Below are 22593 nucleotides of genomic sequence, written 5' to 3'. Positions count from 1 at the left end.
GAAAAGGAGGTGGGAACGAATTCCCACCTCAAGTTTCCTAGTAAAGTGCGACGTTTAAGCCCGCCGCAGGCTATTGGCCGCCCGGGGGCGAGCGACCAATCCCTGGATTAGATCCCGCCACCGCCGATGGTGCTGACGGAGCTGTTACCCACGGCCTGTGCAGTCACGCTGTTGCCAGTGCTGCGCATGACCGAACCGGTCGTGCCGCCAGTTGCAGCCATGCTGAACTGGACGCCGGTTGCCGTTGCCGTGACAACGCCATTGTTCGCCTGGACGCTGGACACTGCGCTGGAAGGCAGGCCGGCACCGAAGGTCGACATGGTGAGGCTGTTCACGGCGGAGTTGCCATAAGCCGCTGCATTCACAGCATTGTTGCTGTTCGAGAATGCCGAGCCAGAGGCCGCAGTGCCGCTCGCGGTGTCATTGAAGGCAATCGAGTAGACTGCATTCTGCGCCAGCGCGCTGACCGCACCGCCGTTGCTCTGATCGTTCAGGACAACTGCGGTTGCCGCAGCAGAGCTGGTGCCGGTGATCACCGCTCCGTCGACACCGCTGTAGGTGGCGCCCACGGAGTAGGTCATCGCGTTGCTGGCCGAGTTGCCGCGAGCCAGGGCAGTCGTGCTATTGCCATCCATGTTGACCGCGCTACCATCGACGGCAACGTTGTCTGCACCAGTGGTCTTGATGGCAAAGGTGGCCGTGGTCGTAGCGGTTGCATCAACGCTGGCATTGCTGGTCTGGCTGTTGGCCAGGGCAGCAGTTGCACCGTTGTCCACAGCCGAGAACTGCATCACGTTGGCAACGCGGTTGGCAGAGGCTTCAGCGGTGGTCGCATTACCGTTGATCGCAACCTTGCTGTCTTCAGTGCCAAGAGCGCCAGCAGTGTCAGCGTAGTCGGTGTTGAACAGATTGGTCGTCGCCGTGCTGTCCAGATCACCGGCCGCCGATTGCAGGTTAAGCATGGCATAGTCTGCGGTGGCCGTATCGCTGCTGGTATCGATCAGCGAGCGGGTGTTCGCACCGTCCAGCTTCACAGCCGATACCGACACGGTGTTGCTGGCGTTATTGATGACGGCCAGCGAGGTATTGCTGTTGTTGTTCAGCGCAATCGACGAATTCAGCGCTTCCCCATTGGCAAACACGTTCATCCGCGAATTGGCATCAATGTCGGCGGTGTCAGCATCCTGCACGTTCGACAGAGCGGCAGTCGGATCAATCCCCGAACCGGAGTCGGTTGCAGTCAGAGCGATCCGGTTGGTTGCCGAATTGCCCAGCGCTTCACCGAACTGGACGTTGTTGCTGACGCTCAGGCGCGAGTCGCTCAGCAGCTGATCGCCGTCTTCGTTGTCCGCCTGATCGATGCCATAGCTGGCCGCGATCTTCGTGGTCGAAGTGGCGGAAGAGCCCAGCGACTGCCAATTGGCCAGGCTGTAATCGCCGGTGGCGGTGCTGTCACCGGAAGCCGAGGTATCGCCCGAAGCCGAAGCCTGAACCGCCGTACCGTCGCCAGTCAGCGAGTTCGCACTGGCCGTCAGGGTGTTGCTCGAGGTGTTGGCAACAGCCGAACCGCGGATCACGTTCGCATTCACCGAAACTGCGCTGTCATCGACAGTGCCGCCAAGGTCGATGGTAACGCCTGCATCGTCCGGCGAAGTACCTGCAGCCGGAGACGCTGCGTCCGAATAGCCGATCAGGCTGACAACGTCCGCATTGCTGGTCTGGGCGCTGACGATGCCGGCGTCGGTGGTAACAGTGGTCCCGCTCAGCGCGACGCTGTTGGTCGCCTTGTTGCTGGTGGCGAAGGCATCGAAGCCGTTGCCATTGGCTGCAACGCTGGACGCGCTGACATTGCCGTCCACATTGGTTGCGACCGTTGCCGGATCGAGCAGCTTTGCGCTGATCGTGCCATCGCCGCTGTTCTGGACATTGGCCACCGAGAAAGCGCTGTCAGCCGTCGCAGTTGCCGTTGTAACGTCATACGCCGATTCAGGAGCGTTGGCACCAGTACCCGTATCAGCGCCCAGCGTCAGCGTGGTCGCCGAAGCGGTCAGCTTGTTGGTCGCCGTCGCGCCTTCTGCAGTGGCCTGCAGACGGTTGCTCGAAGAGCTCAGCGACGAAGAGGTCAGAACACCCGCTACCGAGGTTGCGATGCTGTCAGCCGTTCCGGTGTCCACGGTCGCCTTGACGTCCGCTCCGTCCGACACGGTCTGCACATTGCCGATCGCAGCTGCATTGGCGATGTCGCCCGCGACAGCAGGATCCTGCGTAGCTTGCGAAAGCGTGCCGCTTACGTTGAGCGTCAGGGTATTGGCAGTCGTCGCGCCCTGGGCCCGTGCCGACAGGGTATTGCTGTCGTTCTGCACGCTGCTGCCGCCGATAACGCCGGCGGTTTCAGTCACGTTCAACTTGATCGCCGAGGAAGTGCTTTCAGCCACCGTGGTTGCAGTAACATCGCCCGCGACCTGCTGATCGTTCAGCATGGCATAGCCAGCTTCCATGGTTCCGGCGCCCGACGCAATCGTGGTGGCCGCGTCTCCATCCGGAGCAGCCAGAGTCACGGTGGTTGCGTCAACCGTCATGGTGTTGGCAGTGTTGACGCCCGTGGCGCGCGACTGGATGGTGTTGTCAGTCAGCTTGGTCGATGCGCCCGTGTTGAGCGAATCTGCCTGGAGCAGCATCGAGGACTGGGTCTGCGCAAGAACGGTGCTGGTCGCATCGTTTTCCTGCTGGGAGACAACCACCGCGCCCGCACCGACCGTGGTGCCCGAAAGCGACAGGCCATTGGTAGCCGTGCTGCCGGTTGCGCCGGAGCTCTGGGTATTGCCGGTCATTGCCACGGCAGCAGAGGTTGCAGCCCCGACGTCCAGCGTCGCGGTGGCGTCGGTGGCATATGCTTCAACCGTGCTGTCGGTGTTCAGCTGCAGGCTGGCCGCAACGACCTTGCCGTTGGCGTCCAGGTCCTGGGTGCCGACCGTATCGACCGTTGCGTAGGTTCCGCCGGTGGAAAGCGTAGTCGCCGAGAGCGAGACGCCCTGGGTGGACGAGTTGCCGGTGGCCGATGCGTCCTGCGTATTCCCAGTCAGCGACAGAGCCGAAGAATCTGCATTCCCGCCGACTACCTTCATGTCCGAATTCAGGTTGGTTGCAGACACGTCGGTGATGGTGTTGGTCTGAACGACCGCGCCCATCGCCTTGCCCGAGATGTCGAGCTTGAGCGCGTCATTATCAACGCCGATGTCGCTGCTGGCCGAAATGGTCGTGGCCGACAGGGTCAGGCTCTGCGCGACCGTATTGCCGGTTGCCGTGGCTCCGTCGATCGAATCCTTCACCGCATAGCTGCCACGGGTCGTGGCGCCGACAGTCACGGAAACTTCGGTGCCAGTGGTATCAGCATCGATGACGACCGGGTTCTCGGGGTCTTCACCCGCGGCGACCCCGGTGTTCGTCTGCAGTGCAGTCACTGCAGTCGTGGTGCTGAGCGAAGCGGTATCGGTCTTCGACAGGCTCAGCGTATCGGTGTTACCCACCGCGACGGCGCCGGTCGTGCTCTTCTGGACGGCGATCGAACCGTCGGTCACTGCGCCAGCGGACTGGGTCGTCTTCACGTTCGTGACATTGGCATCGACGTCGTTGGTAACCGCCTGGTTGGAACCGGCAACCGCGTCAACACCGCTGACATTTACCGTAGTTCCGATCTCGACAGTCTGAGCAACGGCTTGGCTGGAAATCAGCGTGGCAAGAAGTGCAGTGCTTGCACCTCCCATCAGCTTCATTTTATTCTTGGTCGTTTTCATTTCAAATCTCCACTTTGTGTGTGCTTTTTCAACGCATCAGTCTAATCTTCGCTATCAATTGAACCCCTGGCCCCTCTCTGTAGATTGTTGATTCCGTATTCGCTGGCCGCCAGTCGACAGACACGACTCCGGCAGGAACTCCTCGCGCGGCCAGCGCCAGCACCAGGCTTGCGATCCGTTGATCGAGCAGGCGGCTGCGTTGGCTGGGTTCGAACTTTTCGGATTCCGGAGAGAGCAGGACGATGCTCACCGGGTTGCCCTGGCGCACCGTCGCGGCGGCGCTGTCCAGCATGACCAGAGCCGAAGCGGGCAGATTGGGGCTGCCCAGTTCAAAGATCAGGACAAAGCGGGTTGCCGGCTGAGCGCTGCTCTTGTTCTCGTTGATCGGCTGCGGCTTGGCATTGACCGGCTGGGCAGGCTGCACCGGAGCGGGCAGAGCCGCTGCTTGCACCGGCGCAGGCCGTGCCGGAACAGCCGGAGCGGAAACAGGAGCCGCAGGCTTGGCCGCAACTGGTTGCGCCGCCGCCGGAGCCGCCACAGGCCGGACAGTTGCCGCAGGCGCGGAAGCCTGCGCGGGTGCCTTGGCCACGGGGGCTTTTGCCGCCTGTGCGGGCGCCGGTGCCGCTGCCTGTGCCACTGCGGGCTTCGGCGCTGCTTGCTGCGGTGCCTGCGGCGGTGGAAGCGATGCCTGTCTTGATGCAGCAGCCACCGGTTTGGGAGCGGCGGGCGGAACCGTTGCAACCTGCTTTGGCGCGGCGGGCTGAGCTGGCGCGGCGGGCTTGGGAGCCACTGGCGGACGCGCGGGAGATGCCGCCGCAGGCGCAGGCGTCATGCCCGGCTTGCCAGCCGCAGCCTGTGCGGGCGGCGCAGCCTTGGGCTTAGCTGCCGGTACAGCAGCCTGCTTGCGCTCGTCCAGCAGGTCGAAGCCCGGTCCCGGCAAGGCTGCAGCAGGCTGCTTGGGCTGGGGTGCCTTGTTCCCGCCCCGGTTTGCGGGCGCAGCCAGGGCAGGCGTCTGCGGCTTTGCCATGTCGGCAAAGATCGCCTCTGACGACTTGGTCGAAATTTCCTGTCCGCGCAGAGCCAGGCACTTGGTCGGATCGACGCCGCCCGCCCGCGCGATCAGGCGGATCGCGGCTTCCTCGATCGTCGCGCGAATGCCGAGTTGCAGGGGTTCCTGCCCCTTGGAACCGACATTGACGTTGACCAGGCCAATGCCAAAGAAGCGGAAGGTGTTGGCCCCCACTTCATAGCCGACGAACTGCTTGGAAAGGCTGATCGCATCGACAACCAGCAGGCTGCGGGTATCGACGATACGCAGGTCGATCGCGACGCTCTGGCTGTAGGTCCGGCCCTTGAAGCCGATATTGTTCAACGCGAATTCGCCGCCGCCCGAAGCGATGTTGTAGTTCACTTCGGTGATGCCGCCGACGATGTAATAGTCCGATGCCTGGACGGTCCCACCGAAGTAGGGCAGCCACGGCACGCGCTGGCCATTGGCATCGTGCGGCTGGCCATCGCCCAATTGGCGGCGGTCCATGTAGCCCAGCTCGCGCTCGGCGATGGAGGGATCGTACCGCTCCGCAATCCGGACCGCGCCGCCCATCTTGCCAAGGGCGGAATAGAGCATCAGCGATCCACCCTGGGTGACCGCGTTGCCTTCGTTGATCGAATAGCGTCCGGTGAAGTCCTTCACTTCGCCAACGCCGACCACGATGGGCGGCCTGCCCGCTGCCGCCAGTTCGCGCGCAAAGCAGGCGAGCGGCGCCTCAAGCGGGGTCAGGTTGTCGCGCGCGGGCGTACCGAGTTGGACCGGCATCTCGCCCGGAGCCACCACCTGGCGCCTGACATTGGTCGGCATGCCGACACAGGCCGATGTACCCAGCGCGAGTGCCACGATGGGCACCAGCCGAAGCCGCCGTTTTCGGGGCGCAGTTCGCCCCGCTATTGCCGATTGCTTGCTCATTGGCCGAAGCCCGGCGTGGCGAAGGAACAGCCGTTGGACCCGTTGACGCTGGCATCCTGCAGGCCGGTGTTCGTCTGGATCGTATTGAGCGCCTGGGTGGAGAAATTGTTCGATGCATCGGCAAAGGAATCGCCGGTCACCGTGGTCAGAACCGGCGCGGAATTGTCCTGGCCGCTGTTCAGGACGACATCGCCGGTCAGGCCCTGCGTCGATCCGGTCGACGAGGTCTGGTTGCCCAATGCGCTGCCATTCGCGCCGTTCGAAGCCGGGGTATTGGCAGTGGCCGTATTGGTCCCGCCGTTACCCGAAGAACTGGCCTGGTTGCTGCAATTGAAGTTGTTCTGGGTGTCGATGTAATAATTGTACTGCGGCGCGGAATAGGCCCCGTTGGCGTTCTTCTTGCGCATTTCCTCGATGTAGGCCTGGTTCGCCATTTCGGCGGTGGTCTGGAATTGCCAGGCCGTGTTTTCGGCAACTCCATTGGCATGAGCGGGAGCCTGAATCAGGAGGATCGAGGCAATGACGGAATATATCGCGGTTGGTTTGATCATTTTTGATTTCCGCACCTGACTTTACTAGGAATGTGAATCATAATTACTGATCCACGCAGTCATATATGGGCGAGATGTGATTGCGCCGGCTAGGCAAGACAGGTGCCAATCCGGTGGTCCTTTGGGCTATCGCAACCATAATGGAACAGAAACGGATGGATCGGATGGAGCAATCCGCACGTCGAAAGCTGTCCGGACAGCTTGTGATCCAAGGCCTGCGCGCGCTGAACGCCGAAGATCCAGCGACACGCAATTCAAGCACATGGATGTAAGTTAATTATTCAAGTTCAAATATTTAACTGACCGAATATCAGACCAAGCAGCGTGGATAATCGTGAATACAACGATGCGAGCACCCAAAACCAAATGGCTCCAACCTATCTTTGACATCATACCAAGGTAGCGAAGTTGCCTCTTCCGGACCTTCGGAAAGCTCTCGTTTCACCAATGCCCCGGAGAAGGACATCGTCTTGACGGGGGCCTGACATATATGATTAGCATTTGGGGATCAGCAGCCTGTCATATCTTACGTGCAGGCTGTATCCAGATCGCTGCTCTGAAGGGCGCAATCCGTCCTGACTGTGAAATCTAGGAAAGTGGACTGACGTGGCAGGCGGAATACCCAACAGCATTTGCATCATCGACGACGATGCCGACTTCGCGCAGTTCCTGTCGCACTACATGCAGTCCAAGGGCGCGCAGTGCACGGTTTTCTCTTGCGCCGAGGCTTTTCTCGACTCGAAGTCCATAGGCAGTTTCCAGGCCTATATCATCGACCTGGGCTTGCCGGGTCTGGACGGGGTCGATCTGACCGCGCTGATCCGCGCCCGCACCGATGCGGGCATCCTGGTCATCAGCGGCCGAATGGGGCCCGACGCGTTCAATTCCGCCCTGGCAGCCGGGGCGGACATGTTCATCAACAAACCGGTCCGCTTCGACCAGGTCTATAATGCGCTCGCTTCGATCTGGCGCCGCGCGCCGTCGCGCAGCAAGGCGGCGGTGGCCTGGGCGATCAATGCGGATGGCAGCAGCCTGACCACGCCAAGCGGAGAGGTCGTGCCGCTCAGCCAGCTCGAAGCGCGCCTCATTCGCGGCCTGATCCAGGCCAATGGTGAACCTGTAAGCCGCGCCGCACTGGTGGAATATACGCAAATGCAAGGTGGCCCCGATCACCGCAACCTGGATGCCGCGGTTTTCCGCCTGCGCCGCAAGATCGAAAAGGAAACCGGCCAGCCCTCGCCTTTCAAGACCGTGCACGGCATCGGCTATCAGCTTGCCGCAACGATCGAGGATGAAGAGCGGAGCTCCACCCCGTGATCGACACTATCACTCTGTGGGGGAACATCTTTACCGGGCAGGCAATCGCCTTTTCGCTATGCATCCTGATGATCGGCAAGATGGACCACCACAAGGTTTTGTGGTTGCTGTCAAACCTGGTCGGCTCGGTCGGTCTGTTCATCGTCACCCGGGACAAGGCGCTTCTGAACGGTGTGACGGGGATAGCCGGGGCCTGGATGGTCGTCGCCTCAGGCTCTCTGAAGGGTCTCGCCTTGCGCGAAGGCAAGGCCACTTTCCAGCGCAACATGTTCAGTACGATCCTGATCGTTACTGCACTTAGCATTGCCACGGTCGGTTTTTTTGCGCCGTTCAACTATCGTTTGCTGCTGATCATGATTTCCGGGGTGTTCGTGAACCTTTCGTGCATCACGGCCCTGGTTGGCGCGCGGCGATGGCGGGGCAGCTGGGCCAGCTGGTTGATGATCGTATCGCTTTCCATCGCTGCCCTGGGCAACAACATACGCCTGATCACGGTTTATCCGTTCGGGCAGGATCGCACCTTTCTGGGGCAGACGGACACGCAGTTCGTAAGTATCTTTGCGGTCATCACCCTCTCCTTCTTCATGCAGGTTGCCTTCATCGGCTTGCTGCATGCGCGCGACGACCGCGAAAAGCTGATGGCGAGTCGGCGCACCATCCGGGCAGATGCTCGCGCCCTGGCGCTCAAGGAAGCCAAGCTTGCTACGGACAAGCTGGCAGCCGAACGGCTGACCATGCTCCAGTTGCTGACCCACGAGGTTCGCCAGCCGCTCAACAATGCGCAGGCCGCGCTGCAGACGATCATGATGCAGCTAACCGCCCCCTCGACCCGCCCTGACGTTATCAAGGACGTTGTCCACCGGACCGAACGGGTGCTGGACGACATCACCCTTACCCTGTCGAACGCGATTACCGGGGCCACACTGATTGATCGCCATCAGGCCGTCGCATTGGAACCAGTCGAGGTGATCGGGATCTGCCGCCTGGCCATCATGGACTGTTCGGTCCACGACCGTCAGCGCATCGACTTTACCTATCCCGAACAGGACGTCTTTGCGCACTGCGATCCGGTCCTGCTGCGGCTGGCGCTGCGCAACCTGCTCGACAACGCGGTGAAGTACTCGCCGCACTCAAGCCGCGTGAAATTCACCGTCGAATTCGATGACGAAGCCTTCGGGATCCGCTTTGCGGTTTACAACAAACTGGCAGACCTCAATTCGCTCCAGGGCAATATTCATGAACGCGGCAAGCGCGGCGTGGACCGGGCCTATGACGGGTACGGCGTTGGCCTGTTCATCGTCAGCGAAACGGCACGGCTCCACTTTGGCGAGCTGAGTTTTTATCAGACCAAGCCGGACGACGTGACCTTCGTGATGTTCCTGCCGCTTTGACGGCCCGGCAGATTTGCGCAAGACTGGCGCGCAGCTGCCGAGGAGCACCGGATGAAGTACGAGCGCATTCCCTATCTGGTCCTGTTCAGCGAACAGAACGCGTTCAAGGACACCTATGGCGGCGAAATCGGCAAGGTTGCCGTGGAATGCCACTTGCTGAAGCCGGAAGAACCCTCAGACGCGGTGGTGATTTTCTCCCACCCCATCGGCGGCGGCGCCTATCTTCCCCTGGTGGGCACCATTGCGAAAATGGGCGTCCATGCGATCTACTGCAATCCGCGCTACCGGGGGAACGACACCGCGCTGATCATGGAGCGCGCCGTGATGGACCTGGCTGCCTGCGTGCGCGATGCGCGTGAGCGGCTGGGCTACAAGAAGGTCTATCTGGGCGGCTGGTCGGGCGGCGGTTCGCTGTCGCTGTTCTACCAGGCCGAAGCGCAGGACCCGCGCGTGACCCATACGCCTGCGGGCGATCCCTATGACCTGACCGCTGCCAAGCTGATTCCGGCAGACGGCGTGCTGCTGCTCGCCGCGCATCTGTCGCGCAATCTGACGCTGACCGAATGGATGGACCCCTCGATCGAGGACGAAAGCCGCCCGTTCGAACGCAATCCGGCCTGGAACCTCTACGCCCCCGATGGACCGAAGCCGCCCTACTCCGCCGAATTCGTCGCCGAATTCCGGCAGCGCCAGATCGCCCGCAACCGCCGCATTACCAAATGGGTGAAGGAGCAACTGGCCGAGCTGAAGGCCCAGGGGCTGGAAAATCACGAACGCTGCTTCACCGTCCAGGGCACCATGGCCGATCCGCGCTGGCTCGACCCGGCGGTCGATCCCAACGACCGCGAGCCGGGGCATTGCATGCTCGGCGACCCCTTCGTGGTCAACGACGGTCCGGTCGGACTGGCCCGCTTTACCACGCTGCGTTCGTGGCTGTCACAGTGGTCCTATGACGATTCCAACGCCGACGGGCTGAAATGCGCGGCGCGGATTTCTGGGCCGATGCTGGTGATCGAGAACAGCGCCGACGATGCCTGCACCCCCAGCCATGCCGCGCGGCTGATGGCCGCAGCCAGCCGGTGCGAGATCGAGCACCGGGTTATCCAGGGCGCCAACCACTATTACTTTGGCCAGCCGGAGCTGGCGCAGCAGGCGGCGGAAACGGTGCGCGACTGGGTGAAGAAGCAGGGATGAACGGCAGCGCAAACAGCCCGCGCCGGATCGGCTTCGTCGAAGTCGGCCCGCGCGACGGCTTGCAGAACGAGCCGAGGCTGGTTTCCACGGCGGACAAGGTGGAACTGATCCGCCGCGCCATCGACGCAGGCGCGCGGCGGATCGAGGTGGCCAGCTTCGTCAATCCCAGGCGCGTGCCGCAAATGGCCGATGCGGAGCAAGTCGTCGCCCTGCTGGGCCAGCCCCAGGGCGTCACCCGGATCGGGCTGGTGCTGAACGAACGCGGCGCACAGCGCGCGCTGCTGGCCGGGGTGGACCAATTGGGCGCGGTCGCGGTTGCCTCCGACCCCTTTGGTATCCGCAACCAGGGCCAGGACTGCGAGCAGTCGGCTCAGGTTGCGGAGCGGATCGTTGCCTTGGCCAAGGCTGCGGGTCGCACCGCGCAGGTGACCATAGCCGTGGCTTTCGGCTGCCCGTTCGGCGGCGAGGTCGATCCTTCTCATGTCGTGCGCATGGCCGCGCGGCTGGCGCAGAGCGGCGCGGTGGAGATCGCCCTGGCCGACACCATCGGGGTTGCGGTTCCGGCGCAGGTTACCGCCCTCGTCTCCGCAGTGAAGGCGGCGGTCGGTGCGCTGCCGGTGCGGGTCCATTTCCATGACACCCGCAATACCGGGATCGCCAATGTCTGGGCTGCGGTAGAGGCCGGGGCCAGCGTGGTCGATGCCTCGATCGGCGGCCTCGGCGGCTGCCCCTTTGCCCCCGGCGCGGCGGGCAATGTGGCCAGCGAAGACGTTGCCTACCTGCTATCCCGTTCCGGCGTGGAGACGGGACTTGATCTGGACAAGCTGATCGCCGCCGCGCACTGGCTGTCCGGCGTAATGGACAAGCCGATGCCTTCGATGCTGTCCCGCGCGGGCGGATTTCCCAAGCCGGAAAGCGAGTGATGACTGCTGAAAACAAGGGCGCCCTGGCGGGCCTCAAGGTCGTGGAACTGGGCCAGCTGATCGCGGGTCCGTTCTGCGGGCAATTGCTGGGCGACATGGGCGCCGACGTGGTCAAGATCGAGCCGCCGGGCGCGGGCGATCCGATGCGCCAATGGGGCAATGGCCAGCACAAGGTGTGGTGGCAGGTCATCGGGCGCAACAAGCGCTCGGTCACGGCCAACCTGCGCGTGGCCGAAGGACAGGACCTTGCCCGCCGCCTGCTGGCCCAGGCCGACATCATGATCGAGAATTTCAAGCCCGGCACGGTCGAGAAATGGGGTCTGGGGCCAGAGGCTCTCCACGCGATCAACCCGCGCCTGATTATCGTGCGCATGTCCGGCTATGGCCAGACCGGCCCCTATTCCAGCCGCGCCGGGTTTGGCGGCATTGGCGAGGCGATGGGCGGCTGGCGCGCGATTGTCGGCGATCCGGACCGTCCGCCCAGCCGCATGGGGGTATCGATCGGGGATACCCTGGCCGCCACCTATGGCTGCATGGGGGCGCTGGCCGCACTGCGGGCGCGGGAGACGAGCGGCAAGGGCCAGGTGGTCGATTCCGCGCTTTACGAAGCGGTGCTGCAAGTGATGGAAAGCCTGATCCCGGAATATGACCTGATGGGGATCGTACGGCAGCGTTCCGGCTCGATCTTGCCCGGCATCGCGCCCAGCAACGTCTATCGTTGCCGCGACGGGGAATACATGATCGGCGGCAATGGCGATGCGATCTTCGCGCGTCTGGCCGAGGCGATGGGCCAGCCCGAACTGGCCAGCGATCCGCGCTATGCCACTCACGGCGCGCGCGGGGAAAACCAGCAGGAACTGGACGAGCGGATCAACGCCTGGACCCAGACCCTGACCATCGACCAGCTCGAAGCCCTGATGATCGCCCATTCGATCCCCGCCGGGCGCATCTATACCGGCGCGGAAATGCTGGCCGATCCGCATTTTGCCGCCCGCGAGGCAATCGTTGCGGTGGACCACCCCCAGCACGGCCCGGTACGGATGCAGGCCCCCATGCCCAAGCTGTCCGCCACGCCCTCCGCCGTGCGCCGCCGCGCCCCGCTTCATCCCGGCGAACACAACGGCGAAGTCTATGGCGAGCAACTCGGCCTGAGCGAAGCGGATCTGGCCGAACTGGCGGCGCGCGGCGTTATCTGATTGCCTTGGGCGGCAGGGCCAGCTTTACTGCCGGAAAATCCGGGAGAGCAAGCCAATGAACCAGATTCCCGCACAGCACCCCGTCGGCGTGCACCACATTGCCTTCATGGCGGGCGACATGAAGAAGCAGCTGGAATTCTTCACCCAGGTCCTCGGCTTTCCGCTGGTCGCCATCTTCGAAATGCACGGCGTGGACGGCGCATCGCACGCGTTCCTGCGGATGAGCGACGACAGCCTGTTCAGCCTGGTCCACGTCCCCGGCACGGACCGGATTCCAAGCACCATGGGCGTCACCCATGCCGGTCGCGGCGAAATGCCCTGTGCGCCCGGAACCATGCAGCACATCGCCTTTCGCGTGCCGGACGAAGCGGCGCTGCTGGCCATGCGCGACCGGGTCCGCAGCCACGGCGTGCCGATCATCGGCCCGATCGACCACGGTTTCTGCAAGTCACTGTACTTTGCCGGACCAGAGAACATGACGCTGGAAATTTCCACCCAGTACCGCGTGCTCGACGCGGCGACCTGGGTCGATCCGGAGGTGCTGGCAGGCCTCGGCATTTCAGAGCAGGAGGCGGCTGCGATGATCGCGCCCCAGCCTTACACCGGAGCGCCAAACCTGCCGCAGCCCGCGTTTGATCCGGCCAAGCCGCACCTCGACTATCCGGAAGCGACCTATCAGCGCATGCTCGTCACGCCGGACAGCGTCTATGAGCGTCTGCCGCCCTACGAACCGCCCGCGCGCGGAGGCTGAACCGCCTAGTCCGGGACCAGCACCTGACGGTGTCGCTGGACCAGATCGTGGAGCCATTCCTTGCCCGCCTTGATCCGGGCAAGCTGGTGGTTGTCCTTGTGCGTGACCAGCCAGAATGAGCGGGTAATCCGCTTGTCCGGGATGACCGGCACCAGGCCCGGATCGCGGTCGCCGATGAAGCAGGGCAGCACCCCGATCCCGCCGCCTGCCGCGATCAGGCGGTGCTGGGCATTGATGCTGGTGGAACGGGTACGGGTGGCAAGGCCGGGCAGGAATTCGTCCAGATAGCGCAGTTCGGGCGCATAGATCAGGTCGGGCACATAGCCGATCAGGCGGTGCCGCTGGGCCAGGTCGGCAGCGGCCAGGGGCGCGCCGAATTCCGCCAGATACTCCGCCGCCGCATAGAGCCGCAGGGTATAGTCGCTCAGCTTGCGGGCGATCACCGGCCCTGCCTTGGGGCGGGACAGCATGACCGCAATGTCCACCTCGCGCTTGGACGGGCTGAGGAACCCGCTGCTGGCGGCAAGGTCCACGGTCAATTGCGGGTTCCGCCGCGCGAAGGCCGGGATATGTTCGGCGAGGAACCAGGTGCCGAACCCTTCGGACACGCTGAGCCGCAGAGTGCCGCCTACCCCCGCTTGGGCCGCATCCGGCCCCTCGCCAATGGCCGCCGCGGCAGAGGCCATGGCCTCTACCTGGGCCAGCAGCGCCTCGCCCGCTTCGGTCAGGACCTGGCCCTGCCGGGTCTGCTCGAACAAGGTGGCGCCCAGCTGCGTTTCCAGACGCCGCAGCCGCCGCCCCATGGTGGTCGCGTCCACCCGCATCGCGCTGCCCGCCTTGGCCAGCCGTCCGGCCTGGGCAATGGCCAGGAAGGCTTGCAGGTCGTTCCAGTTCAGATGCTGCATAATTGCAGGGCATAGGCGCAAATTTGCCAATTGTCTGCATGAAAACAGGGGTGCAAAAGACTGCCAAACCCAACTTGAAAGCCCCACCCGCAAACAAGGATTCCACAGTGCGCCTGATCGACCATTTCATCGCTGGCGGAACCGGCGGCGCAGCCCCCGCCCGCAAGAGCCCGGTATTCGATCCCAACACCGGCGAAGTGCAGGCCGAAGTCGCCCTGGGCGACGCCGCCGTGCTGGACCGCGCGGTGGCCGCCGCCCAGGCCGCGCAGCCCGCCTGGGCCGCGACCAATCCACAGCGCCGCGCCCGTGTGATGTTCAATTTCAAGGCCCTGGTCGAAGCCCACATGGACGAACTGGCCCACATGCTCAGCAGCGAGCATGGCAAGGTCATCGCCGATGCCAAGGGCGATATCCAGCGCGGGCTGGAAGTGGTCGAATTCTGCTGCGGCATCCCCCACGCGCTGAAGGGCGAATATACGCAAGGAGCAGGGCCCGGGATCGACGTCTATTCGATGCGCCAGCCCATCGGGATCGGTGCGGGCATCACGCCGTTCAACTTCCCGGCGATGATCCCGCTGTGGATGGGCGCTGTGGCCATGGCGACCGGCAATGCCTTCATCCTCAAGCCCAGCGAGCGCGATCCTTCGGTGCCGGTGCGTCTGGCCGAACTGTGGCTGGAGGCCGGCCTGCCCGAAGGCATCTTCCAGGTTGTCCACGGCGACAAGGAAATGGTCGACGCGATCCTGGACCACCCGGCTATCGGTGCGGTCAGCTTCGTCGGATCGTCCGACATTGCGCACTATGTCTACAACCGCGGGGTTGCCGCCGGTAAGCGCGTCCAGGCCATGGGCGGCGCGAAGAACCACGGCATCGTCATGCCCGATGCGGACCTTGACCAGGTGGTCAATGACCTGGCCGGAGCGGCTTTCGGCTCGGCGGGTGAGCGCTGCATGGCCCTGCCGGTCGTCGTGCCGGTGGGCGATGAAACCGCAGAGCGCCTCAAGGCCAAGCTGATCCCCGCGATCGAGGCGCTGAAGATCGGCATTTCGACCGACGACAGCGCGCATTACGGCCCGGTCGTCACCGCCCAGCACAAGGCCAATATCGAACGCTGGATCCAGACCTGCGTCGATGAAGGCGGCGAACTGGTAGTCGATGGTCGCGGCTTTACCCTGCAGGGCCACGAAAACGGCTTCTTCGTCGGCCCCACGCTGTTCGACCGCGTAACCCCGGACATGAGCAGCTATCACAACGAAATCTTCGGCCCCGTCCTGCAAATGGTCCGCGCCAAGGATTTCGAGGAAGCGCTGAGCCTGCCCAGCAAGCACCAGTATGGCAACGGCGTGGCGATCTTCACCCGCAACGGCCACGCCGCGCGCGAATTCGCCGCGCGGGTGAACGTCGGCATGGTCGGCATCAACGTGCCGATCCCGGTCCCGGTCGCCTACCACACCTTTGGCGGGTGGAAGCGCAGCGCCTTTGGCGATACCAACCAGCACGGCATGGAAGGGGTGAAGTTCTGGACCAAGGTCAAGACCATCACCCAGCGCTGGCCCGACGGTTCGCCGGACGGCGGCAATGCCTTTGTCATTCCAACCATGGGCTAATCGATGACCGACCAGTTCTCCCTTACCGAAGACCAGCTTGCCATTCAGGACATGGCACGCAAGTTCACGGCGGATCGCATCACGCCGTTCGCTGCCGAATGGGATGAAAAGAGCCACTATCCGGTCGATGTCTGGAAAGCGGCGGGGGAACTGGGTTTCGGCGCGATCTATGTGTCGGAAGAAAGCGGCGGGATCGGCCTGGGCCGGCTTGAGGCCGCGCTGATCATGGAGGCCATGGCCTATGGTTGCCCTTCGACCAGCGCCTATATCTCGATCCACAACATGGCCGCCTGGATGATCGACACCTATGGCTCGGCGGAGCTGAAGGGCCGGTTCCTGCCGGACCTGGTTTCGATGAACAAGATCGCCAGCTATTGCTTGACCGAGCCGGGTTCTGGCTCTGACGCGGCGGCGCTGAAAACCAGCGCGCGGCTGGATGGCGATCACTATGTGATCAATGGCACCAAGCAGTTCATTTCCGGCGGCGGCGTGAACGACGTCTATGTCTGCATGGTCCGCACCGGAGAGCACAAGTCGGGCGGGATCACTTGCCTGGTGGTTGAGAAGGACACGCCCGGCCTGTCCTTCGGCGCGCCGGAAAAGAAGCTGGGGTGGAATTCCAGTCCCACCGCGCAGGTCATTTTCGAGGATTGCCGCGTGCCCGTGGCCAACCGCGTCGGGGCCGAGGGCGAAGGATTCCGCTTTGCCATGGCCGGGCTGGATGGCGGGCGCCTCAACATCGGCGCCTGCTCGCTGGGCGGGGCGCAGCGCTGCCTGGACGAGGCGATTGCCTATACCAAGGACCGCCAGCAGTTCGGCCAGCCGATTGCCGATTTCCAGAACACCCAGTTCATGCTGGCCGACATGGCGACTGACCTGGAAGCCGCCCGCGCCCTGCTTTACCTGGCCGCCAGCAAGGTCAATGCCAATGCGCCGGACAAGAGCCGCTTTTCGGCCATGGCCAAGCGCCTGGCGACCGACAGCGGCAGCAAGATCGTCAACGACGCGCTGCAACTGTTCGGCGGCTATGGCTATCTGCGCGACTATCCGATCGAGCGCTTCTGGCGCGACCTGCGCGTCCATTCGATCCTGGAAGGCACCAACCAGGTGATGCGCATGATCGTCGGCCGCGATCTGCTGCGCCAGTAATCACACAGGAGTTTTTGAACATGACCCGGATCGCTTTCATCGGGCTTGGCAACATGGGCGGCGGCATGGCGGCCAATCTGGTCAAGGCCGGGCATGAAGTGCACGCATTCGACCTGTCATCAGAGGCCCTGGCCCGGGCGCAGGAGAACGGCTGCCAGACCTATACCTCGGTGCGCGAAGCGGTTCAGGGCGCGCAGGCGGTCGTTTCGATGCTGCCCAACGGGGAAATCGTGGAAAGTGTCTATAGCGCCGACGTGATCGGCCATGCGCCCAGATCGGCCCTGCTGCTGGACTGTTCGACCATCGACGTGGCAACCGCGCGCAAGGTGGAAGAAGCGGCCCGCGCCGCCGGTTACGAAATGGTCGATGCACCGGTATCGGGCGGGATCGCGGCGGCCAATGGCGGCACCCTGACCTTCATGGTCGGCGGCAGCGAGGCAGCCTTTGCCAAGGCCGAGCCAATCCTGGCCGCCATGGGCAAGGCGGTGATCCATGCCGGGGCCAGCGGCGCGGGGCAAGCGGCCAAGATCTGCAACAACATGATCCTGGGCGCGACCATGATCGCCACGTGCGAAGCCTTTGCCCTGGCCGACAAGCTGGGGCTGGACCTGCAGACCTTTTTCGACATTTCCAGCAAGGCATCGGGCCAGTCCTGGTCGATAACCGCCTATTGCCCGGTCCCCGGCGTCGGCCCGCAGTCGCCCGCAGACAACGGCTATCAAGGCGGGTTCGCCGCGGCGCTGATGCTGAAGGATCTGAAGTTGGCGATGGAAGCGGCAAAGGCGGCGGGCGCGATGGTGCCAATGGGCCAGCGCGCCCAGGAACTTTACGAAGCCTTTGCCGCGGCCGGAAACGGCGCAGTCGACTTTTCCGGGATCATCAAGACGCTGTGACCGCGCGCTAGAACGAGGGCTAGAACGACAGGGCCCGCACCAGGTCTCCCGCCGCCAGGGCGCCCTGCCCCGCCGGACAGCGGATCAGCCAGTCCGCCCCGACCAGGGCCCCTTGCGCGCCGCTGTCCTGATTGCTGACCGGGACAAGACCATCATCATCCCAGCGCGCGCGGACAAAGGTTTCACGCCCTCCCGTTTCGCCCAGCGGCGCGGCCAGTGGCAGCTTGCGCCAGCGCAGCACCTCGCCCAGCGCTTGTCCTTGCAGCAAGGCCAGCAACGGCAGCAGGAACAGCCGCGCAGTGACCATGGCAGAGGTCGGATTGCCCGGCAGGCCGATCACCCATTTTCCCGCTGCCCGGCCCAGCCAGACAGGCTTGCCCGGCTTGATCCCGACCTTGGCAAAGACCAGTTCCAGCCCATGCGGCGCAAACATCGGCTTGGCAAAGTCGCGCTCTCCCACCGAGGCTCCGCCGGTCACGATCACCACTTCCGCCGCCGCCAGCGCCTCGCCCGCCGCGCCTTCCAGCGCGGGCAGATCGTCCAGCCCGATGGCGCGGTGCACCACCCTGCCCCCGGCCTGCGCGGTCAGGGCCGCGACGCCGAAAGTGACGCTTTCCGGGATCGCATCGGCGCGCAGATGGGCCTCGCCCGGGGCGGCCAGTTCGTCACCCGTGCCGATAATGGCGATGCGCGGCTGGAGCGAGACGGACAGCACGGCCCGGTCCGCCGCCGCCGCCGCGATCATCGCGCGCGGGGTAAGCCGCGTTCCGGCCTCCAGCAGGGTATCGCCTGCGGCAAAGTCGCTTCCCGCCGCGCGGACGTGCCAGGCGGGGCCATAGCCTTCGGCAAAGCGCACCCTGTCTCCATCGCGCGCCGCATATTCCTGCATGATGCAGCGGTCCGCGCCGTCCGGCATAGGCGCGCCGGTGAAGATCCGCACGGCCTGACCGGGGGCGACTGTTCCCGCAAAGCCCTGTCCGGCGCGGCTTTCGCCAATCACGGTCAGGTCAATCCCGGCGCGCGTTGCGGCATCGACCACGGCATAGCCATCCATCGCCGCCACGGCTTGACGCGGGGCGGCGCTGCGGGCCGTGAGCGGCCGGGCCAGCACGCGGCCCGCCGCTTCATCCAGCGGCAGATCCTCGTGCCCCAGTGGGCGCACCGCGCGCGCGATCAGGGCAATCGCCTCGTCGAAGGAAATCATGCGCAGATCCCGCGCAGGCGGGGCACCTGCCCCGCGATGGAGCAAGGGCGGTAGCGGCTGTCGAATTCATGCACCAGCACCAGATCCCAGGCATCGCGGCAAGCGCCGTTCGATCCGGGCACGCAGAAGATGAAGGTATCCCCCGCCTGCCCCGCAAAGGCTCGGGATTGCAGGGTGGAAACGCCGATCGTGCCCAGGCTGACCTGGTGGAACACCACGCTGAACCCGTCCATCACCCGGCGCAGCAGCGGCATGACTGCCTCTGGCGTCACGTCGCGCGGGGTGAAGCCAGTGCCGCCCGTGCTGACGACAATGTCCACGCCCTCGTCGGCGATCCAGGCGCGCATCTGGGCCTGAATGGCCGGAACGTCATCGGTAACGATGGCCTTGGCGGCAAGCCTGTGGCCTGCGGTCGTCAACCTCTCGACCAGCAGCGCACCGGACGTGTCGGTTTCCTCCGTGCGGGTATCGGACACGGTCAGGACCGCGATGCTCAGCGGATGGAACGGCAGGTTCGGATCGATTCCGGGCATTCTTCAGTCCTGTCTATCAGCCCAGCGGCTGGCATCTTCCATGTCGGCCTCGGTCGGCTCGATCCAGCTTTTGGCGCCGCCCTTGACCTCGTGCTTCCAGAACACGGCTTCGGTCTTGAGCCGGTCCATCATGTAATCCGCCGCTTCGAATGCGGCGCGGCGGTGGGCCGAAGCGGCGGCGACAAAGACAATCGCCTCGCCCGGCAGGATCGTGCCCGCGCGGTGAACGACATGGCTGCGAGTGATGGCAAAGCGCGCATGGGCATCGGCGGCAATCTGCTCCATCGAGGCGAGCGTCATGCTGCGATAGGTTTCCAGCACCAGCGCCTCCACGCTTTGCCCGTCCTTGGCCGCGCCCCGCGCATAGCCGGTAAAGCTGACCACGCCGCCCTCACCGTCCAGCTGCGCGTTGAAGCGCGCCAGCAGGGCGGCAGGATCGAACCCCGATTCCGCCAGTTCGACCGTCCTGCTCATCCGCCGGACACCGGAGGGAACAGCGCCACCTCGTCCCCTGCGCGGACTGGGCTGTCCGGGCCGACCAGAGCTTCGTTCACGCAGGCGCGCACCCGTCCGCTGGCGATGGACGGGGCGAGCGACGGATAGGCCGCAGCCAGCGCGGTGAACATGACGCTGACCGGCACTTCCTCCTCCGGCAAGTCCAGTTCCACCATGCGCCCGCAGGCCTCGGCCAGGCGGCCGCACAGTTCCACGTTCAAGCGGGCAGTCACCCTATCCTCCGATGGAAGCCAGGTGCGGCGTGCCGCCGCTGTTGCCTTCGTGCAGGCGGTGCGCGGGGGCCTTGGTCGCGGTCAGCTTCATGATCCGCCGGACCAGCTCATCGCCCTGCGCATCGTCCTGCAGCAGATCGCGCAGGTCAATCCCGTGATCGCCGAACAGGCACAGGTGCAGCTTGCCCTTGGCCGAAACGCGCAGGCGGTTGCAGGTGGTGCAGAAATCCTTGGAATAGGGCGCGATGATCCCGATCCGGCCGGGCGATCCCGCCTGGGCATATTCCACCGCGGGCCCGGCGCCAGCCTGACGCGGCAGGCGCTGCCAGCCGAGCGATTCCAGCCGCTGCGCGATTTCCGCTCCAGCCAGGTGATGGCGCTGGAAGAATTCGGTATTGTCGTTGGTACGCATCACTTCGATGAAGCGCAGCGCCATGTCGTGCTGCTGGACGAAGCCGATGAAGGCGTCCAGCTCGTCATCGTTGACACCGCGCATCAGCACGCTGTTCAGCTTGATCGAAGCGATCCCCGCCGCGCGCGCAGCCGCGATCCCGGCCAGCACTTCGCCCAGCCGGTCATGCCCGGTAATGCTGGCAAAGCGCGCCGGATCGAGCGAATCCACGCTGACGTTCAGCGCGCCGATCCCGGCAGCGGCATAGTCCTGCGCCCGCTCTGCCAGGCGGTAGCCATTGGTGGTCATCGCCACGCGGCGGATGCCGGGAACGGCGGAGACAGTGCGGGCAATGTCAATCAGCTCGCGCCGCAGCGCCGGTTCGCCGCCGGTCAGCCGCACTTTCCACAGGCCCAGGCGGGCAAAGGCGGTGACCAGCCGGCGGATTTCCTCCACCGACAGGCTGGACGGCTGCCCCGCCTGCTTGCGATAGCCATCGGGCAGGCAATAGCTGCAGCGGAAATTGCAGACATCGGTCAGCGACAGGCGCAGGTATTCGAACCTGCGACCATGGCCGTCATAGAGTCCGTCGTGGCGCAGCGGTTCCATCCTATTGCACCAATTGCCCGTCGACTACGCCCAGATCGACCCCGCGCACATCGGCGCGGCCCGCCAGAATGGCGATGTATTGCGACAAGGCGCGGCGATAGCTGGCCTCTTCCAGGTAATCGGCAATCGCCTGGTGCACCGCCTCGAACGGCAGGGCGCGCCCATCTGCCCGGCGACCGGCGCGGATCACGTGGACGCCAAAGCGCGTCCGCACGGGATTGGGGCACAGGCTTTCGGGTTCCATCGCAAACAGCGCTTCCTCAAACGGCCTCACCATCTGGCCAGGCTGGACTTGCCCGAGGTTACCCCCTTGTTCACGTGAGGGGCAAGCCGATTTGCTGCGGGCAAGCTCGGAAAAGCGCGATGGATCGGCCTGCAACTGGCGGATCAGGGTGCGCGCGTCGCCCGTGGCCAGGCCCATGGCCAGATCGTCCGCCGGATCGGCCGCGATCAGGATATGCGCGGCCTCGACCAGGGGCGGAGTGCGGAACCGATCCGGGTGCAGAGCAAAGAAGCGGCGGCAGGTTGCCTCGTCCGCCTGGGGGGTCTGCACTTCGCGGGCAAGCAGCGCCTCGATCCGGGCGTCCTCGTCCGCGAGCTGGCGGCCCTCAGCGTCGGTCAGGCCCTCGCCCGCGATTTCCAGCCGCTCGGCCTCGTCCAGCAGCAGTTGCCGCACCGCCAGCGCCCGCGCCGCCGCGGTCCAAGCCGCTTCGGCGCTGGGCGCGGGATGGTGCTGCGCCTCTGCGGCAATCGCGGCCACGCTGATCTCGCGCTCGCCAATGAAGACGGGTTCTTCGATCATGAGGCCAGCTTTCGCGAACGGACCACCTGGTAACCGGGCCGCCACAGGTAGCGCACCGGAGCAGAGAGCATGTGGACCAGGCGCGTGAAGGGGAACAGCAGGAAGATCGTCAGCCCCAGGAAGATATGGACGCGGAAGATCGGGCTGGAACCGACCAGATAGGACGAAGCCGCCTGGTCGAACGTGAAGATGCCATTGGCCCAGGCCATGAACTTGACCATTTCCTTGCCGTCCAGATGGCCCAGCGAAACCGGGATCGTCATCAGGCCCAACGCCAGCTGGAGCCACAGTAGAACCAGAATGCCGGTATCGGCAAAGGTGGAATTGACCCGGATGCGGGCATCGAACAGGCGGCGGTGCAGCAGCATGGTGGCCCCGATGAAAGAGAAGGTTCCGGCAATGCCGCCCGCGACGACGGCCAGGACCTGTTTCCATTCGTGCTTCACATGGAGGCTTTCGAACACCCAGATCGGAACCAGCAGGCCGACCAGGTGGCCGAAGAACACCACCAGCACGCCCAGATGGAACAGGACCGATCCCCAGATCAGCTGCTTGCGGCGCAAGAGCTGGCTGGAACTGGCGCGCCAGGAATAAGGCTCGCGGTCGAACCGGACGATCGAGCCAATCGCCAGCACGGCCAGCGCGATGTAGGGATAAATTCCGAACAGCAGATGGTTGATATAGTCGGCCAT

Annotated in this window: 20 protein-coding genes; 9 read left to right on the top strand and 11 right to left on the bottom strand. The window is 64.4% G+C overall.

Annotated features, from left to right (window positions below; all coding sequences use genetic code 11):
• Positions 1-107: 107 nt before the first annotated feature.
• The 3 genes from ACQKOE_RS14835 to ACQKOE_RS14825 all read right to left on the bottom strand — a co-directional run bounded on the left by ACQKOE_RS14835 (position 108) and on the right by ACQKOE_RS14825 (position 6308).
• On the bottom strand, positions 108-3764 hold the full coding sequence (locus ACQKOE_RS14835; protein WP_427513491.1) for a beta strand repeat-containing protein: 3657 nt from the start codon (positions 3762-3764) through the stop codon (positions 108-110).
• 58 nt (positions 3765-3822) lie between these two features.
• Positions 3823-5688 (bottom strand): CsgG/HfaB family protein, encoded by a 1866-nt coding sequence (locus ACQKOE_RS14830; protein ID WP_427513490.1) that lies wholly within the window; start codon positions 5686-5688, stop codon positions 3823-3825.
• A gap of 65 nt (positions 5689-5753) precedes the next feature.
• Complete coding sequence (locus tag ACQKOE_RS14825; RefSeq protein ID WP_427513489.1) at positions 5754-6308, bottom strand: hypothetical protein; 555 nt, start codon at positions 6306-6308, stop codon at positions 5754-5756.
• 606 nt (positions 6309-6914) lie between these two features.
• Here ACQKOE_RS14825 and ACQKOE_RS14820 point away from each other — a divergent pair.
• Genes ACQKOE_RS14820 through ACQKOE_RS14795 form a run of 6 tightly spaced genes read left to right on the top strand, consistent with a single transcriptional unit; the run spans position 6915 to position 13080 of the window.
• Positions 6915-7625, top strand: a complete 711-nt coding sequence (locus ACQKOE_RS14820) for a response regulator transcription factor (RefSeq protein WP_427513488.1) — start codon at positions 6915-6917, stop codon at positions 7623-7625.
• A complete protein-coding gene (locus ACQKOE_RS14815) occupies positions 7622-9016 on the top strand; it encodes a sensor histidine kinase (RefSeq protein ID WP_427513487.1) in 1395 nt (464 codons plus the stop codon). Before ACQKOE_RS14820 ends, ACQKOE_RS14815 begins: the two co-directional genes overlap by 4 nt.
• Positions 9017-9067: 51 nt before the next feature.
• Entirely contained in the window at positions 9068-10210 is a 1143-nt protein-coding gene (locus tag ACQKOE_RS14810) for an alpha/beta hydrolase family protein (protein WP_427513486.1), read from the top strand.
• On the top strand, positions 10207-11133 hold the full coding sequence (locus ACQKOE_RS14805) for a hydroxymethylglutaryl-CoA lyase (protein WP_427513485.1): 927 nt from the start codon (positions 10207-10209) through the stop codon (positions 11131-11133). Before ACQKOE_RS14810 ends, ACQKOE_RS14805 begins: the two co-directional genes overlap by 4 nt.
• On the top strand, positions 11133-12329 hold the full coding sequence (locus ACQKOE_RS14800; protein ID WP_427513484.1) for a CaiB/BaiF CoA transferase family protein: 1197 nt from the start codon (positions 11133-11135) through the stop codon (positions 12327-12329). The genes ACQKOE_RS14805 and ACQKOE_RS14800 overlap by 1 nt, the downstream gene beginning before the upstream one ends.
• Positions 12330-12384: 55 nt before the next feature.
• Entirely contained in the window at positions 12385-13080 is a 696-nt protein-coding gene (locus ACQKOE_RS14795; protein WP_427513483.1) for a VOC family protein, read from the top strand.
• Positions 13081-13085: 5 nt separating this feature from the next.
• Here ACQKOE_RS14795 and ACQKOE_RS14790 read toward each other — a convergent pair whose 3' ends face one another.
• Positions 13086-13985 carry a LysR family transcriptional regulator gene (locus tag ACQKOE_RS14790; RefSeq protein WP_374591783.1) on the bottom strand — a complete coding sequence of 300 codons (900 nt, stop codon included), beginning with the start codon at positions 13983-13985 and terminating at the stop codon, positions 13086-13088.
• A 107-nt stretch (positions 13986-14092) separates the two neighbouring features.
• Between ACQKOE_RS14790 and ACQKOE_RS14785 the strand changes: the two genes are divergently transcribed.
• From ACQKOE_RS14785 to mmsB, 3 genes are read left to right on the top strand one after another with little or no spacing between them, the layout of a single operon-like run.
• A complete protein-coding gene (locus ACQKOE_RS14785) occupies positions 14093-15592 on the top strand; it encodes a CoA-acylating methylmalonate-semialdehyde dehydrogenase (RefSeq protein ID WP_427513482.1) in 1500 nt (499 codons plus the stop codon).
• A 3-nt stretch (positions 15593-15595) separates the two neighbouring features.
• Complete coding sequence (locus tag ACQKOE_RS14780; protein ID WP_427513481.1) at positions 15596-16741, top strand: acyl-CoA dehydrogenase family protein; 1146 nt, start codon at positions 15596-15598, stop codon at positions 16739-16741.
• 20 nt (positions 16742-16761) lie between these two features.
• Positions 16762-17634 carry a 3-hydroxyisobutyrate dehydrogenase gene (gene mmsB, locus ACQKOE_RS14775; RefSeq protein ID WP_427513480.1) on the top strand — a complete coding sequence of 291 codons (873 nt, stop codon included), beginning with the start codon at positions 16762-16764 and terminating at the stop codon, positions 17632-17634.
• 19 nt (positions 17635-17653) lie between these two features.
• Here mmsB and ACQKOE_RS14770 read toward each other — a convergent pair whose 3' ends face one another.
• Genes ACQKOE_RS14770 through narI form a run of 7 tightly spaced genes read right to left on the bottom strand, consistent with a single transcriptional unit; the run spans position 17654 to position 22593 of the window.
• A complete protein-coding gene (locus tag ACQKOE_RS14770) occupies positions 17654-18838 on the bottom strand; it encodes a molybdopterin molybdotransferase MoeA (protein WP_427513479.1) in 1185 nt (394 codons plus the stop codon).
• Positions 18835-19371, bottom strand: a complete 537-nt coding sequence (gene moaB, locus ACQKOE_RS14765) for a molybdenum cofactor biosynthesis protein B (RefSeq protein WP_427513478.1) — start codon at positions 19369-19371, stop codon at positions 18835-18837. The genes ACQKOE_RS14770 and moaB overlap by 4 nt, the downstream gene beginning before the upstream one ends.
• A gap of 3 nt (positions 19372-19374) precedes the next feature.
• Positions 19375-19845, bottom strand: a complete 471-nt coding sequence (locus ACQKOE_RS14760; RefSeq protein ID WP_427513477.1) for a molybdenum cofactor biosynthesis protein MoaE — start codon at positions 19843-19845, stop codon at positions 19375-19377.
• Positions 19842-20099: a MoaD/ThiS family protein gene (locus tag ACQKOE_RS14755; RefSeq protein ID WP_427513476.1), complete on the bottom strand. Its 258-nt coding sequence runs from the start codon at positions 20097-20099 to the stop codon at positions 19842-19844. The genes ACQKOE_RS14760 and ACQKOE_RS14755 overlap by 4 nt, the downstream gene beginning before the upstream one ends.
• A 1-nt stretch (position 20100) precedes the next feature.
• Positions 20101-21099 (bottom strand): GTP 3',8-cyclase MoaA, encoded by a 999-nt coding sequence (gene moaA, locus ACQKOE_RS14750; RefSeq protein WP_427513475.1) that lies wholly within the window; start codon positions 21097-21099, stop codon positions 20101-20103.
• 1 nt (position 21100) lies between these two features.
• A complete protein-coding gene (locus ACQKOE_RS14745; protein WP_427513474.1) occupies positions 21101-21901 on the bottom strand; it encodes a peptidylprolyl isomerase in 801 nt (266 codons plus the stop codon).
• Positions 21898-22593 carry a respiratory nitrate reductase subunit gamma gene (narI, locus tag ACQKOE_RS14740; RefSeq protein WP_427513473.1) on the bottom strand — a complete coding sequence of 232 codons (696 nt, stop codon included), beginning with the start codon at positions 22591-22593 and terminating at the stop codon, positions 21898-21900. Before narI ends, ACQKOE_RS14745 begins: the two co-directional genes overlap by 4 nt.

Source organism: Novosphingobium sp. NPDC080210, assembly GCF_050281025.1.
Lineage (GTDB): Bacteria > Pseudomonadota > Alphaproteobacteria > Sphingomonadales > Sphingomonadaceae > Novosphingobium.
This window is presented reverse-complemented; position numbering and strand designations above follow the sequence as displayed.